At 62.1% G+C, this 14,763-nt stretch carries 11 protein-coding genes and 2 pseudogenes; 6 read left to right on the forward strand and 7 right to left on the reverse strand.

From position 1 onward, the window contains the following. Window positions 1-564, forward strand: a pseudogene (locus Q0W88_RS07850) (cryptochrome/photolyase family protein); the annotation flags it as partial. A 6-nt stretch (window positions 565-570) separates the two neighbouring features. On the opposite strand, the gene ygiD reads toward Q0W88_RS07850, so the two are convergent. From ygiD to selD, 3 genes are all read right to left on the reverse strand, one after another. Beyond that, complete coding sequence (gene ygiD / locus Q0W88_RS07855; protein WP_297801878.1) at window positions 571-1,338, reverse strand: 4,5-DOPA dioxygenase extradiol; 768 nt, start codon at window positions 1,336-1,338, stop codon at window positions 571-573. Window positions 1,339-1,418: 80 nt separating this feature from the next. Then, complete coding sequence (gene mnmH, locus Q0W88_RS07860) at window positions 1,419-2,510, reverse strand: tRNA 2-selenouridine(34) synthase MnmH (protein WP_297801880.1); 1,092 nt, start codon at window positions 2,508-2,510, stop codon at window positions 1,419-1,421. Then, window positions 2,507-3,547, reverse strand: a complete 1,041-nt coding sequence (gene selD / locus Q0W88_RS07865) for a selenide, water dikinase SelD (protein WP_297801882.1) — start codon at window positions 3,545-3,547, stop codon at window positions 2,507-2,509. Before selD ends, mnmH begins: the two co-directional genes overlap by 4 nt. A gap of 97 nt (window positions 3,548-3,644) precedes the next feature. Here selD and Q0W88_RS07870 point away from each other — a divergent pair, with 97 nt between their 5' ends. The 3 genes from Q0W88_RS07870 to Q0W88_RS07880 all read left to right on the forward strand — a co-directional run bounded on the left by Q0W88_RS07870 (window position 3,645) and on the right by Q0W88_RS07880 (window position 7,264). After that, window positions 3,645-5,837, forward strand: a complete 2,193-nt coding sequence (locus Q0W88_RS07870) for a DUF5916 domain-containing protein (protein ID WP_297801886.1) — start codon at window positions 3,645-3,647, stop codon at window positions 5,835-5,837. Window positions 5,838-5,943: 106 nt separating this feature from the next. Beyond that, window positions 5,944-6,414, forward strand: coding sequence for an LEA type 2 family protein (locus tag Q0W88_RS07875; RefSeq protein WP_297801888.1), 471 nt, complete (start codon window positions 5,944-5,946; stop codon window positions 6,412-6,414). 4 nt (window positions 6,415-6,418) lie between these two features. Beyond that, window positions 6,419-7,264, forward strand: a complete 846-nt coding sequence (locus Q0W88_RS07880) for a S1/P1 nuclease (RefSeq protein WP_297801890.1) — start codon at window positions 6,419-6,421, stop codon at window positions 7,262-7,264. Between the two features lie 3 nt (window positions 7,265-7,267). Here Q0W88_RS07880 and Q0W88_RS07885 read toward each other — a convergent pair whose 3' ends face one another. From Q0W88_RS07885 to msrA, 4 genes are all read right to left on the reverse strand, one after another. Next, window positions 7,268-8,140 carry a dienelactone hydrolase family protein gene (locus tag Q0W88_RS07885; RefSeq protein ID WP_297801892.1) on the reverse strand — a complete coding sequence of 291 codons (873 nt, stop codon included), beginning with the start codon at window positions 8,138-8,140 and terminating at the stop codon, window positions 7,268-7,270. After that, window positions 8,137-10,587 (reverse strand): mechanosensitive ion channel domain-containing protein, encoded by a 2,451-nt coding sequence (locus tag Q0W88_RS07890; RefSeq protein WP_297801893.1) that lies wholly within the window; start codon window positions 10,585-10,587, stop codon window positions 8,137-8,139. Before Q0W88_RS07890 ends, Q0W88_RS07885 begins: the two co-directional genes overlap by 4 nt. Window positions 10,588-10,600: 13 nt before the next feature. Continuing rightward, complete coding sequence (locus Q0W88_RS07895) at window positions 10,601-12,181, reverse strand: M20/M25/M40 family metallo-hydrolase (RefSeq protein WP_297801895.1); 1,581 nt, start codon at window positions 12,179-12,181, stop codon at window positions 10,601-10,603. 87 nt (window positions 12,182-12,268) lie between these two features. Next, window positions 12,269-12,898 carry a peptide-methionine (S)-S-oxide reductase MsrA gene (msrA, locus tag Q0W88_RS07900; protein ID WP_297801897.1) on the reverse strand — a complete coding sequence of 210 codons (630 nt, stop codon included), beginning with the start codon at window positions 12,896-12,898 and terminating at the stop codon, window positions 12,269-12,271. 130 nt (window positions 12,899-13,028) lie between these two features. On the opposite strand from msrA, the gene msrP reads away from it, so the two are divergent. Then, window positions 13,029-13,982: a protein-methionine-sulfoxide reductase catalytic subunit MsrP gene (msrP, locus tag Q0W88_RS07905; RefSeq protein ID WP_297801899.1), complete on the forward strand. Its 954-nt coding sequence runs from the start codon at window positions 13,029-13,031 to the stop codon at window positions 13,980-13,982. After that, window positions 13,973-14,582: pseudogene (locus Q0W88_RS07910) on the forward strand (protein-methionine-sulfoxide reductase heme-binding subunit MsrQ). Before msrP ends, Q0W88_RS07910 begins: the two are co-directional and overlap by 10 nt. Window positions 14,583-14,763 lie beyond the last annotated feature (181 nt).

Here is a 14,763-nt window from a genome sequence, read left to right on the forward strand (position 1 = left end):
CCGGGGTACGACAGCAACAATGCACTGGGGCATGATGCGCCCTTGCCCGCGTGGTTCTGGACCGGAAACACCCGCATGCGCTGTCTGCAGGAGAGCATCGGCAATTCGCTCAAGCATGCCCATGCCCACCATATCCAACGCCTGATGGTGATCGGCAACTTCGCCCTGCTGGCCGGTCTCGATCCACAAGCCCTGCACCGCTGGTATCTGGGCATCTACATCGACGCGTTCGAATGGGTTGAACTGCCGAACACGCTGGGCATGAGCCAATTCGCCGATGGCGGTCTGTTGGCCAGCAAACCGTATGCGGCAAGCGCGGCTTACATGCACCGCATGGGTGATTACTGCCGTGGCTGCGCTTACAAGCGCGACCAACGGGTTGGGCCGAAAGCCTGTCCGTATAACGCGCTGTACTGGGATTTCCACCTGCGCCACGCCGAGCGTCTTGCCAAAAACCCCCGTATCGGCATGGTGTATCGCAATCTGGCGGCCATGGATACGGCCGAAACCGACGCGATCCGGCAACACGCCGCCGCACTGCGCGCGCGACTGGATACCCTGTGAGCCGGATTAACCGACGCGCAGGCTGCGCATGCTGATCGAGCCCCAGTCGTAGGCCGTATTGAACATCTGCAAGGGCTCATCGGGCGCCGCCATCGCCATCACATACAGCAGCGGCCAGTAGTGCTCGGGCGTGGGCACGGCCTGCGCGGCGCCGGGGAAATTCCGGTAATCAGCCAAGGCTTCCAGGTCACGCTGTTCAATGGCATCGGCCACCGCGGCATCGAAGTCGGACGCCCACTCCGGCGTAACGCCGCCCGGTGCCAACAAGCGGAGGTTGTGCACGATATTGCCGCTGCCGATGACCATGATGCCTTCATCGCGCAAGGGGGCCAGCGACCGGGCCAGATCCGCATGCTGCCGTGGCGTATAGGCGCGCGGCAGACTCAGTTGCGCCACCGGCACATCGGCCTGCGGAAACAGATGCATCAATACCTGCCAGGCGCCATGGTCCAGACCCCAGCGCAGGTCAGGTTCGACTGTGCCGGCGCTGAGTGCGGCCACCTGCTGCGCCAAAGCCGGACTGCCCGGCGCGGGATAACGCACGGCGAACAGCTCGGCGGGAAAGCCGCCGAAATCGTGGATGGTTTCCGGTTGCGCGACAGCGCACACCCGGGGCGAAGGCGTTTCCCAGTGCGCCGAAATGCACAGCACGGCGCGTGGCTTCGGCAATTCACGCCCGAGTGCCGCCCAGGCCCTGCGGAACGGGTTGTCGGTAATGGCATTCATCGGGCTGCCGTGGCCGATGAACACTGCGGGCATGCGGGAAAGGCTCATGGTCGCTCCTGATCAGGCCTCCAGTGTAGGCAATCGCTGCCGGATGACCAACGGCAAAGCCGCAATTCAGTGTTGCAGATCTAGCGTGCACTGCCCAGATAGGCGGCGACCTCGGCATAACTGCCGCGGAACACCACGCGTTCGGCTTTCAGGCCAAGCTGGTAGGCGTACATCGGATCGTAGTAGTCGCGCAACAGCAATTCGATCCAGGACCGATGCGCTTCCGGATTGCCGCGGGCATGCGCCGCCAAGGCCGTATTCATCTCAGTCAGCAACTGGCTATGGCGGTGTCCGCCGAGCCGGCGCTGCAGGGTCGCCAGATTCTGCCGGAGTTCCTCGGCGAAGGCCGCGAACCCGGCGATGTCGCCGGCATGCGCCTGCCAATCGGCCAGATTGCGCAGGATGTAATTGTGGAAGGTGTGCTCAACGCGCTCCGCCAAGGGCATCTCGACCACCGCCAGAGGCGCTCGCAGTGTCGTTTCCCGCAGCACATCGGGTACGGCAATGCGGCCGATCAGGCGACTCTCATCTTCCAGCACCACGGTTGCCTCAGGCCGGGCATGCCGGCGCTTGAGCAGGGCGATGGACAGGGCATTCTCGAACCCGATCTGGCTTGGTTGCCCGCCGAGCCGCTTGCCGAAAGCGCTGCCGCGGTGATTGGCCAGCCCCTCCAGATCAATGGCATTGTCCAGCCCGTGCAGCAGGCGGGTTTTGGCGCAGCCGGTCTGACCCGAGAGAATCACATAGGAGTGCTTCGCCGATAGCTCCAACTGGTTGAGCAAAAACCGGCGCATGGCCTTGTAGCCACCGATGATGCGTGGATAAGCGATGCCGGCTTCCTGCATCCACTGCTGGCTGATGCGGGAACGCAGCCCGCCCCGGAAACAATACACATAACCTTCCGGATGGGTTTTGGCAAAGGCCAGCCAGGCGGCTATCCGGCTCTCCTTGAGTGCACCTTGCACCAAGTGGTGACCGAGGGCGATTGCGGCCTGCTGGCCCTGTTGTTTGTAACAGCGTCCGACCTGTGCCCGCTGGTCATCGTCCATCAGCGGCAGATTGACCGCGTGCGGAAATGCACCCTCGGCGAACTCCCCGGGGGAACGGGTATCGATCAGCGGCGTATCGGCCAGAAACAGCCGGTTGAAATCGCGGCTGTCCGGCCGGCTCAACGCAGGCGCACCCACGGCCCGTCGGTACGCGCCTGAAGGCGGCCGATGCAGTGCGGAACGATGCCGGCACTGCGCAGCAGCGTTTCAAGCTCCACGACGGACTCGGGCACAACGGCGATCAGCAGGCCACCGCTGGTCTGCGGATCACACAGCAGGGCTTTCTGATTTTCGCTCAGCGGGGTTACCTTATGCCCGTAGCTGGCGAAATTACGGCCGGTTCCGCCCGGCACGCAGCCCAAAGCGATATATCCGGGTACCGGCTCGAGCACGGGTATGGCCGCGATATCGAGCTCGGCCTGCACGCCGCTGCCCTCGCACATTTCCAACAGGTGGCCGAGCAGCGCGAAACCAGTGACATCGGTGACCGCCTTCACGCCTGGCATCGGCCCGAGTTTGGCACCGACACTGTTCAGCTGGCACATGGTCGCGATGGCCAATCCATCGTGTTCGGGCTGCAGTTTCTTCTGTTTTTGGGCCGTGGTCAGCACCCCCACGCCGAGCGGCTTGGTCAGATACAGCAGGCAACCGGCCTCGGCCGTGTTGTTCTGCTTCAGATGAGCCTTGGCCACCTGCCCGGTGACCGCCAAGCCGAAAATCGGCTCCGGGGAATCGATGCTGTGGCCACCAGCCAGGGCAATGCCGGCATCGTGGCAGGCCTGCCGTCCGCCATCGACCACCCGTTGCGCCGCTTCCGGCGGCAGCAGGTTGACCGGCCAGCCGAGTATGGCGATGGCCATGATCGGGCTGCCACCCATGGCATAGATATCGCTGATGGCATTGGTAGCGGCAATCCGGCCGAAATCGAAGGGGTCATCGGCGATCGGCATGAAGAAGTCGGTGGTGCTGAGGATGACCCGGCCGTCGCCCAGATCGTAGGCGGCGGCATCGTCCTTGCTGCTGTGGCCGACCAGCAGGTTCGGATCGGTTTTCAGGTCGAGACGCGAGGCCAGGATGGTGTCGAGCACCTGCGGCGAAATCTTGCAGCCGCAGCCGGCGCCGTGGCTGTATTCGGTGAGGCGGATGGGCGGTGTATTCATGGCTCCATGATAGCAAACCCCGGCAATGACTTATGGCACAAGCCGACCCCGCCCCGGCTGTCCATAATGACCGCAATACTAGCCCCCTTTATACCCCATGAAAAAACTTCCGCTCGCCCTCAATCTGCTGGCCCTGGCCGTCCCCGGCGTCCTTGCCGCCCAGAACACGCCGGCACTCAGCATCCCGCGCATCGAAGGTGCGATGAAGGCCGACGGCAAGCTCGATGAACCGTTCTGGCAGCAGGCCGCGGTTACCGCCATGCCGTATGAAATCGGCCCGGGCGAGAACACGCCGGCAGGCGCGGAAACCACGGTTTACGTCGTGGACTCCGGCAAAAGCCTGCGCATCGCCTTCAAAGCCAAGGATCCGGACCCGTCCAAGATCGCAGCGGTCCTGCGCGACCGGGACAGCGCCTATAAAGACGACTTTCTGGGTATCCGGGTCGACACCTTCAATACCCAGCAGCGCGCCCTGCAGTTCTTCGTCAGCGCACGCGGCGTGCAGATGGACCTGACTTACGATGAAACCAACGGCAACGAAGACGATTCCTGGGATGCCATCTGGGATTCCGGGGCGCAGATCGATGCCGACGGTTACACCGTGGAGATGGATATCCCCTACTCCAGCCTGAAATTCAAGCATTCCACCGAAGCCCAGGTGTGGGGCATCCAGTTCATTCGCATCCGTCCGCGCGAGAACCGCTTCGTGTATTCCGACCGCAAGGACGACCGCAACAACAAATGCGACCTGTGCCAGCAGAACAAGATCAGCGGCTTCGCGCATGCCGATCCGGGCAGGAACATCCTGGTCAATCCGACCCTCACCGCGGGTTACGGGCAATACCGCAACGCGCCCGGGCAGGCCTTCAGCAGTGACGGCAGCAACATCGATTTCGGTCTCGACCTGACCTGGTCGCCGACGCCGAACAACACGCTGAGCGCGACGTACAATCCGGATTTCTCGCAGATCGAAATCGACGGCGCGCAGCTCGACGTCAATACCAACTTCGCGCTGTTCTATCCGGAAAAACGGCCGTTCTTCCTGGAAAGCGCGGATTTCTTCAGCACCCCGAACGAACTGGTGTATACCCGCAACATCGCCGATCCCGATTACGGCGCCCGCTTCACCGGCCGCAGCGGCGACAACACCTACGGATTCTTCGGAGCCAGCGATACCCAGACCAATGTGCTGCGTCCGGGACCCTACGGTTCACGCATCGGTTTGATCAATGCCGAATCGACCGATCTGGTCGGCACCTACCGCTACAACTTCAACTCGACCTCCAACATCGGCACGCTGGTCACCCACCGCAGCGGCGGCGATTACAGCAGCACGCTGGCCGCGGTCGACGGCAAATGGCAAAAAGGCGGCCATACCCTGACCGCGCAGCTGATGCACAGCGAAACCGACGATGCCCTGGGTTACTCGGCCGATCCGTTTTCCGGCGATGCCTATTTTCTGGCCTACAACTACAGCGACCGCGAAAAGTCATTCAATCTGCGGCAATTGAGTTATGACCCGGGCTTCCGTGCCGACATGGGCTTCATCGGCCAGGTCGACTTCACCAAGTCAGTGGTCGGCGGCGCCTACCGCTGGTACCCGAAGGACCATTTCTTCAACCAGATCTCGGTCAACGGCGACTGGGACATCACCCATCAGGTCAGCGTCGAGCGACTGATGGAACGCGAAATCGAAGCCTATGTCAGCGCCAACGGCAAGATGCAGAGCTTCCTGCAGGCCGGCGGCGGGCAGCGTGTGCGTTACTGGCGCGGCGTCAACTATGACGAAACCTTCTATACGTTCTACGGCCAGTTCACGCCGTTCAAGTCCTGGCAGTTCGAGCTGTTCTACCGCGGCGGCGATCAGATCGACTTCCGCAACAACGCACTGGGCCGCATCACGACCTTCGAGCCGGGCGTGACCGGAAGCATCAACGACAACATCAGTCTGAACCTGAATTACGTGGATGAAGCGCTCCGCCGCGACGGCGGCACGGTTTACCACGCGCGGCTGCTGGACACACGGCTGTCCTGGCAATTCAATCTGCGTCAGCGCCTGCGTCTGGCCGTCCAATACGGAACCACCGACTTCGACCTGAGCCTGAACCCGGGCCAGACCGACGCCGAGCTGTCGGATTTCGGCACCCAGCTGGTGTACTCCTACAAAATCAATCCGCGCACGGTGTTTTATGCCGGGTACAGCGACAATTACTTCGGCTCCGACAGCATCGACAGCTTCCAGACCAACCGTTCGCTGTTCCTGAAGCTGGGCTACGCCTGGCAGCCCTGATCCGCGCTTGAATCCGGACTGAATAGGCGCTCCGGTTGCCGCTCGCAAAGCCGCCGATTTCAGCGGGCATCGGGCATACTGTGCCGAATCTTCCCGGAGCCCGTCCATGCTTTCCGCCCGTCTTTACGCCTTCCGCCTGTTGTTTTCGGTTCTGATTCTGGCTATTTTGGCCGGCTGCGCGTCTTTGCCCGAATACGATCCGCCGCGCATAGGCGTGGCCGGCATCGTACCGCTGGCCGGACAGGGCAGCGAGCTGCGTTTCAAGGTCAAGCTGCGCATCCAGAATCCGAACCGGGTCGACATCAACTACAACGGGGTCGTGGTCGATCTCTATGTCGAAGGCAAGCGGGTAGCGACCGGCCTCAGCAACGTCCCGGGCAAAGTCCCGGCATACGGCGAGCTGCTCTATGATCTGCCGGTGACCGTTTCGACGCTGGATGCCCTCGGCCAGGCGTTCCGGTTGATGCAGCAACCGCCGCCGAACGGCATCGGCTACGAAGTGCGCGGCCGGCTCGACAGCGGCCTGTTCGGCACCGTGCGCTTCAGCGATAATGGTCGCCTGACCCTGCCGAGATAATCCGATGATGCGTCCGTTCCGTGTTCTGTGGTGCCTGAGCCTGCTCCTGTCCGCGCAGCAGGTATCGGCCTGGGGTCAGACCGGCCACCGCGCCATCGGCGAGATTGCCGAAGCGCACATGCGCCCTGAAACGGTGAAAAAGGCCCGCGCCCTGCTCGACGGCCATGATCTGGCTTATGCGTCCACTTGGGCCGATGAAATCCGCTCCGACCCCAAACGCTACGGTCATACCTTCAACTGGCATTACACCACCTGGCAGGATGAAGACGAACGTTTCCATTCCGCGGACGAAACCAAGGATACGGGCTTTCTGTTGACCCAAGTGGACAAGCAGCTGGCCATCCTGAAAAACACCCGCGCCCCGAAAACCGAACGCGCCGAGGCCCTGCGTTTCGTGGTGCACCTTGTCGGCGATGCCCACCAGCCGCTGCATGTGGGCGGTGGCAATGATCGCGGCGGCAATACCTGCCGGGTGACCTGGTTCGGCAAAGCGACGAATCTGCATTCGGTCTGGGACGGTGAAATCATCGAAAGCAACGGCCTGAGCTACACCGAACTGGCCGGGTTTGCCAGTCAGGGCCGTACCGCCGCCGACATCGCCGCCGCAAAGCGCGGCGACCTGCGCAGCTGGTCACAGGAATCCAAGAAGCTCCGGGCTGACCTCTATCCGCCGGAAGCAGTGGCGCCGAATGCTCCGGTCACCTATCTGACCTATTGCCGTGAACCCGTGGCGGCGGAAGCGATGCCGAAACTCGGTTACGAATACGGCTACCGCTTCCTGCCGGTAGTTTATGACCGCCTGTATCTGGCCGGAGTCCGTCTGGCCCGCCTGCTCGACGAAACCCTGTAAACCTTACAGGGTTTTCGAAAACAGCGCGAGCGTGCGCGTCCAGGCCAGATCGGCCGCTGCTTTGTCGTAGCGCGCGGTGTTGGTGTCGTTGTGGAAGGCATGCTGCTTGCCATCATAGAGATAACTTTCGTACCGGACACCGGCGGCTTTCAGGGCCGCCTCATAGGCCGCGCGTCCGGCATTGATACGCTCGTCCTGCCCGGCGTAGTGCAGCAACACCCGCGCTTTGATCTGCGGCACCAGAGCCGATTCCGGCGCCATGCCGTAGAAACAGACCGCCGCATCCAGATCCGGCGCGAACACCGCCAATTGATTGACCATGCCGCCGCCCCAGCAGAACCCGACGGCGCCGGTACGGCCGTTGCTTTCCGGCAGCGTCTTCAGATGGGCCAATGCGGCCAGACCGTTGTTCGCCGTCTCGGCACGGTCGAGCTTGCCGAACCATTCGCGCGCGGTGTCTTCGTTGTCCGGCGTGCCGCCGAGCGGGCTGAGGAAATCCAGGGCCAGGGCGTTGTAGCCGGCGAGCGCGACACGGCGGGCAACATCGCGGATATGCGGGTTCAGGCCGCGGTTCTCATGAATCACCAGTACGGATCCGCGTTTGGCCTTGCCCGAAGGCTGCGCCAGATAGGCTTTCAGCATGCCCTTGGGGCCGCTGAATTCGATCGACTGCGTTCTCAGGCGGCTGTCGGACTCCGGCACCAGTGCCGCGTGCGCGTAATTATTTTCCAGCAGGGGCAACAGGGCATAAGCGGCGGCCGTGCTGCCGGCCAGCGACGCCAGTTGCTTGAGGAACACGCGCCGGTCGAGCGGCGCATGGGTGTATTCATCATAAAGATCGATGATCGGCTGCGGCAGATCGCCTGGCGTGTTCATGGGCTGCTCCGTTGCAATTGACTGAGAATGTCGGGGTCGATCGAGCGCACATGCAGATCGCGCTGCGGAAAGGGAATGGATATGCCGGCTCCGGTCAATGCGGCATGGATATCCACCGCCAGGGCACTGCGCACGAAGACGGCATCATCGTAATTTTCGGTCCAGGCCCGCACGCTGAAATCCAGCGAATTGGCGCCGAATCCGGTGAACACCACCGAGGGCGGCGGATTATGGGTCACGCCGGCGGCTTTTCCGGCAACTTCCGAAAGCAGGGCCAGCACCGTTTTCGGGTCGGCTTCATAGGACACCCCGATGGCGATCTCGATCCGGCGGTTATCGCTGCTCAGGGTCCAGTTGATCATTTTTTCCGAAAGCAGCATGCCGTTCGGCACGATGACATCGGCACCCTCGAAAGTAGTCAGCGTGGTGGCGCGCATGCCGATGTCGCGCACCCTGCCCGTGGTGTTCGACACTTCCACGATGTCGCCGGGCTGGACCGGCCGTTCGACCATCAGAATCAGGCCCGAAACGAAATTCTTGACCACATCCTGCAGACCGAGGCCGATACCGACGCTGAGCGCACCGAGTATGAGGGCGAGCTGGGAAATGTGGAACCCGGCAGCGGCGAGTGCCACCATCAATCCGGACACCAGCAGCGCGTAATAGGACAGGGACGAAATGCTGTTGGCCACGCCACGCGGCAGTTCCATGTTCGGCAGGATGTCCTCCGAAAGCACGCCCCGGATGGTTTTTGCCAGCCAGAACGACAGGTACACGGAAACGCCGAAAAGCACGATGCTGCCGATGGTGATCGAAATATTGCCGAACTCGATGGCGAACGAGGCAATCGATTTCACCAGCGCCATCATCGGCCGGAAGATGCGGAAAGCCGACATCGCACCGTACAGCCAGAGCGCGACCAGCGCGAAATTGAACAGGCCCGACATCACGTCCAGCAGCCCGCCGGCATGCTGCGTCCTGGACTTCAGCTTTTCGGCAGTAGCGCGGAACAGGAACCGCGAGAAGGCCCGCACCACGTTTCCGACCGCGAACAGGAACAGACCCATGTAGGCGGTGTCGAGCGTGGCATCGGTCAGCATTCCGGCCAAGGTGACGTTGCCGATGATGTTGGAGACGACTGCCACCAGCATGACCACGGCACTCAGCCCGATGATGATCCTGAGCACCAGCAATTGCCGACTGGTCCGTGCCTTGAGTGCGGTGCGGGAACGGTAAAGCAGCCAGGCGAGCGTGGCCAGCATCAGCAGCCCGTTGAACAGCACCGTCAGACGGAACAGCAGCGGGTTCTGGGACAGCAGAAAGGCCACCAGATTGATGACATAGAAAACCGCGGTCAGGTACATCCAGCGTCCGATGCCGTCGTGCACGTGTTGCGGCTGCAGGCGCATGACCGGCAGCCAGGCCAGCAACATCAGCAGCTGGATGCGGATCATCGGTCCGGACATCTGCAGAATCAGCAGCCCCATCACGGTCAGCAGCAACCAGGCCGAGAACGGCCGGGTCAGGGTCTTGCGGTACTGTTCCAGCCGGGAATCGCCTTTCAGCAGGGTACGGGCGCTGTAGGCCAGCCACAGAAACAGGGGCAGCAGCAGCGCGGCGAAAATCCAGAATACCCGCTCCGGCTTTTCATTGGACCGGTCGAACTCCGCCCTGAAATCCTCTTCGATGCTGAGCCCCTTCTTCAAGGATTCCAGATCCCCGGCCTGATCGGTCTTGGATGCGGTCAGTGCCACATAGAGATTGTCGGAATCGAGCACTGCGAGGTCATGGTCGACTGCGGCAATCTGCTTGCGTACCGCCGCCAGGTTGCGGCTGACGCTGGCCTGGATGATGCTGGCGTCACGGCCCAGGTCCAGCAGTTTGGTCAGGGGCTGGGAGATCGTTCGGTCAGCCTTTTCGAATTCGACCAGGAGGTCATCCAAGCTGCGCAGCAAGGGTGGCGCCAGCGTCTCGGCGGCGGCAGTACGGGTATTTATCCAGACCTGCTTGCGCGCGGCCAGTTCGGCGGCATCCTCGGAAAGCGGCTTTGCGGACGATTGCAGCCGGCCCTGCCACTGGGCCAATTCACGGTCGAGGAAACTCCAATGCCGATCCAGACTTTCGAGCCGGGAAATCTGGACGCCCTCGAGTTTTACGGTCTGCGACTTCTGCGACAGGGTATTGACGCTTTTCTGGATTTCCTTCAGTTGCCGGGCCATGGCTTCGGCCTTGTGGGAGGACTGCGCCCTCAGCATGGCTTCCTGGATGAAACGCTCGTCTTCCTCCGCCTTCAGCGGAATGTTGGCGATGGGGATGGTGGCCGGCGCTTCCGCCTTTTCCTCGGCAGGCGCCGGTTCGGGCTTGCCCAGTCCCGGGAGCTGCGCCATCGATGCCGCCGGCAGCAACAGCGCGAACAATGCAAAGCAGAAACGTTGACGGCAATTCATGGACTCTCCGGACTCAGGGCTGGGCTTTGCGCGGCAGGGGTGCGTCACGCATGGCGGTCAGGTAGGCCAGCGTGGCCACCACCACCGCCGACTGGCGCAGATCTTCCGCCTGCAGATGGTCCAGACCATCGAGGTGGGTATGGTGGACATGGGTGAAATAATCGAGGTTGTCCTGCACGAACTGGAAGCCGGGGATGCCGACGCGGTCGAAGGAAATATGGTCGGTACTGCCGGTATTGCGGTTGGTCACGGTGGTCACGCCCAGGTCGGCCATCGGCACGATCCACTGTTTGAAGATTTCGGCCGCGGCCAGATTTTCCTGGGCATAGATGCCGCGGATGCGGCCGCCGCCGTTGTCGTAATTGTAGTAGGCCGAAATACGTTTATGATCGGCTTTGTACACCGGCGGCAACGGATTTTCCTGCAGCGAGCGCGGCAGATCCTTGAGCTTGGGATCGGTCGGCGCCGGCAATTCGGCGAAATGCTGCCCGACATAGGCGGCCGAGCCCAGCAGACCCTGCTCTTCGCCGCTCCACAGGCCGATGCGGATGGTGCGCCGGGGCTTCAGGCCGCTGGCCTTCAGGATGCGCATGGCTTCCATCATGACCGCCACGCCGGCGGCATTATCGGCGGCACCGGTGCCGGTATGCCAGGAATCCAGATGGGCGCCGATCATCACGACTTCGTTCTTGAGGCTGTTGCCCGGCAGTTCGGCCAGCGTATTGTTGGCCATCCGGTCGTCATCGGAGGTGAACTGCGCCCTGACATCGAGCGCAAGACGGACCGTTTCCTTTTTCTCGAGCAGGCGAAGGATCTGGTTGTAATGCTCGGTAATCATCACCAAAGCCGGCACGCCGACCGGTTCGCCGGCTTTGCGCGAACCGCCGCCCATGACCCGGAGGATGCCGTTGTCCCACGAACTGAGGCTGACCGTGGCCAATACCCCCTCTTCGGCCATGAAACGGTTGCTGAAGGTGCTGAATTCGCGCTGCTTGAGGAAGGCTTCGGCATCGGCCGCGCGCTTTTTGACATCGGCCGGCGCCGGAATGGTGAAGGTCTGCAGTTCTTTCAGTTTGTCTTCGTCGTAACGCGTGAAATCGGGCTTGTCGGCCGGCTTGTATTCCCGGGCATCACTGATGAACAGGATTTTCCCCTTCAGCTGACCTTTGTGTTTTTCCAGGTCTTCGCGGGTTTTCGCCACCAGCAGCATGGCCTCGCCCTCGACCGGACCGGCGGTGCCGGGCGTCCAGGCCTTCGGCAAGGCGCTGAGCGTGAATGCACGCGGCGCGGTCATGTTGACCGATGCGGACTGGTATTGCCAGCCTCGGCCGAACGGACCGAAGGATTCCAGACGGGCATTGCTCAGACCCCACGCGGCAAGCTGGTCGCGCGTCCAGGCGTTGGCCGCGCTCATCTGCGGGGAATTGCTCAGACGGGGACCGATCTTCTCGGTCAGCGCGGTCACGGTTTCCATGACCTTGGAATTGGAAAACCCTTCCTGGCGGATTTTCGCCAGTGCCGCGTAATCGATCGGCTCGGCGGCGGCGGTCGCTGCCGAAAAGGATAAAAACACCAAAGTCAGGACAAAACGCATGGAATCTCCAGAAACGGATGAATGAACGGCGCCGGTGCGCCCTGTCCGATTATAAACGGACAATTCCAGGATAATGCGTCCCGGGCGTCAATCCGCCGGTTTCAGCAAATGCGGGAAAAACTGGCGCAGCTTTCCGGCCTTGGGCGCGGAGACACCGCGGATGTAGGGCTGGTCCGGATTGCGTGCGGCATAGTCGAAATGATAGGGCTCGGCCGGGTAGAACACCTGCCCGGGCTCGATGGTCGTGGCGATCGGCGCCAGAAAAATGCCGGCCTCATCCAGCTCGCGGATGTAGGACCGCGCCACCTGTTCCTGTTGGCCATCCTGGGGGAAAACGGCGGAACGGTACTGGCTGCCGATGTCATTGCCCTGCCGGTTCAACTGGGTCGCATCGTGTGCCACGGCAAAGAACACCTGCAGAAGCGCCGGGAAACCGATCACGGCGGGATCGTATTCAATCTTGATGGCCTCGGCATGGCCCGACACACCGGTGCATACCGCCTCGTAATTGGCGCGATCGGCCCGGCCGCCGGCATAGCCCGGGGCAATGCCGTGAACGCCGTTCAGGGCGCCGAATACGGCCTCCGTACACCAGAAGCAGCCGCCGGCCAGAATGGCGACGCCGCCATCCTGCGCCGCAGGCATCGGGGTCTGGGGCGCCGGGACCTGTTCGGGGGACACACGCAGATTCAGACCGGGGATGACGCAGACGTTCATGGTTCACAATTCCTTGCCGCATTGACGGCATACTGGGACGGGAAAGCCTGTTCGATTTTCATTGGCCGGATAAGTTTAAACGCGGAACCGCGACCAATCCGTGAAGCCGCCTTCTGCAAAAGGATAGATGATGGATGACATGAGCCGCATTCCCGCCTCCGAAATCACCCCCGAATCAGTATTCCTGCGCAGGCGTGAACTGATTGGTGCCGGCCTGGCCAGCCCGCTGCTGGCATTGGCCGGCTGCAGTGAAGCCAAGGAGCCTCTGGCCGTGAACCGTCCGAAGGACAGCCCCGACGGATTCCGCACCACCGATATTCAGACGCGCTTCGAAGATGCCAGCACCTACAACAATTTCTATGAATTCGGCACCGGAAAGGCCGATCCTGCCCGCACTTCCCACAGTCTGAAAACGACACCTTGGGTGGTGTCGGTGGAGGGCGAAGCGGAAATTACCGGCGCCTACCACCTCGACAAGCTGCTCAAGGGCATGGCCGTCCAGGACCGCATTTACCGCCTGCGCTGCGTGGAGGGCTGGTCGATGGTGATTCCCTGGCAGGGCGTCCCGCTGGCCGAGGTTCTGAAACGCTTCAAGCCGACCTCGAAGGCCAAATACGTGGCGTTCTACAGCAAGGCCGACCGCGCACAGATGCCCGGCATGGCCTACGACAGCATCCCCTGGCCCTACCGTGAGGGACTGCGCATCGACGAGGCCATGAACCCGCTGGCGCTGCTGGCCACCGGCATGTACGGCAAGCCGATGCCGAACCAGAACGGCGCGCCGTTGCGGCTGGTGGTGCCCTGGAAATACGGCTTCAAGAGCATCAAGTCGATCGTGCGCATCGTGTTCACCGAGAAAATGCCGCAGACCAGCTGGAACATGCTGCAGCCCGAGGAGTACGGGTTCTATTCCAACGTCAACCCAGCGGTCGACCATCCGCGCTGGAGCCAGGCCAGTGAACGCCGCATCGCAGGAACGGAAAGCAAACTGTTCGCGCAGCGCATCGCCACCCTGCCCTTCAACGGCTATGCCAAGCAGGTGGCGCATCTCTACAAAGGCATGGATCTGCGTAAATGGTTCTGAGCCGCGTGGACTGGCGCTGGTTCGGCCTGAAGTCGGCGGCGCATGCCCTGGCCTTGTTGCCGGCGGTCTTGCTCATCAACAACGCCCTCAATGACCGGCTGGGTGCCGACCCGGTGGCCGCACTGACCCACCAGACCGGCGAATGGGCGCTGCGTCTGCTGCTGCTGAGCCTGGCCATGACGCCGATCCGGATGCTGGTGAAACAGGCCTGGCCGATCCGCTTCCGTCGATTGATCGGTCTGTATGCCTTTTTCTATGCCAGTCTGCATTTCGCGATTTATCTGTTCCTCGATCTGGGCAGCGGGTATTGGTCGCAGATCGGCGCCGACATCCTGAAACGGCCGTTCATCACCGTCGGGTTCACGGCCTGGCTGCTTCTGTTGCCCTTGGCCCTGACCTCGAACCGATGGATGATGCGTTTGCTGAAAAAGAACTGGCAGCGCCTGCATCGGCTGGTGTATGCCATCGGCATTCTGGCCGTTCTGCATTTCTGGTGGCTGGTGAAATCGGATATCCGCGAGCCGGTGCTTTACGCTTCTTGCCGTATTGCTCGGCATGCGCCTATCCGCACATTTGAAGAGTCGCCGGACCGCCGTATAATGCCGTCATGCATTCCGTGACGCTTTACCACAATCCCGCCTGCAGCAAATCCCGCGAGACCCTGGCGCTGATCCGCGCCGCCGGCATCGAGCCGACGGTCATCGATTACCTGCAGAACCCGCTGTCGCGGCACGATCTGGAAGCCCTGCGGACAGCGCTGGGACTTCCGGCCGCCTGTCTG

This window comes from Arenimonas sp. GDDSR-1, from assembly GCF_025980345.1.
Taxonomy (GTDB): Bacteria; Pseudomonadota; Gammaproteobacteria; order Xanthomonadales; family Xanthomonadaceae; genus Arenimonas.

What these genes read in the sequence shown, in the direction of transcription:
- msrA (WP_297801897.1), bottom strand. Translation starts at nt 12,898, where the DNA reads ATGAACGTCTGCGTCATCCCCGGTCTGAATCTGCGTGTGTCCCCCGAA.
- Q0W88_RS07880 (WP_297801890.1), top strand. Translation starts at nt 6,419, where the DNA reads ATGATGCGTCCGTTCCGTGTTCTGTGGTGCCTGAGCCTGCTCCTGTCC.
- ygiD (WP_297801878.1), bottom strand. Translation starts at nt 1,338, where the DNA reads ATGAGCCTTTCCCGCATGCCCGCAGTGTTCATCGGCCACGGCAGCCCG.
- msrP (WP_297801899.1), top strand. Translation starts at nt 13,029, where the DNA reads ATGGATGACATGAGCCGCATTCCCGCCTCCGAAATCACCCCCGAATCA.
- Q0W88_RS07890 (WP_297801893.1), bottom strand. Translation starts at nt 10,587, where the DNA reads ATGAATTGCCGTCAACGTTTCTGCTTTGCATTGTTCGCGCTGTTGCTG.
- Q0W88_RS07885 (WP_297801892.1), bottom strand. Translation starts at nt 8,140, where the DNA reads ATGAACACGCCAGGCGATCTGCCGCAGCCGATCATCGATCTTTATGAT.
- selD (WP_297801882.1), bottom strand. Translation starts at nt 3,547, where the DNA reads ATGAATACACCGCCCATCCGCCTCACCGAATACAGCCACGGCGCCGGC.
- Q0W88_RS07895 (WP_297801895.1), bottom strand. Translation starts at nt 12,181, where the DNA reads ATGCGTTTTGTCCTGACTTTGGTGTTTTTATCCTTTTCGGCAGCGACC.
- Q0W88_RS07875 (WP_297801888.1), top strand. Translation starts at nt 5,944, where the DNA reads ATGCTTTCCGCCCGTCTTTACGCCTTCCGCCTGTTGTTTTCGGTTCTG.
- Q0W88_RS07870 (WP_297801886.1), top strand. Translation starts at nt 3,645, where the DNA reads ATGAAAAAACTTCCGCTCGCCCTCAATCTGCTGGCCCTGGCCGTCCCC.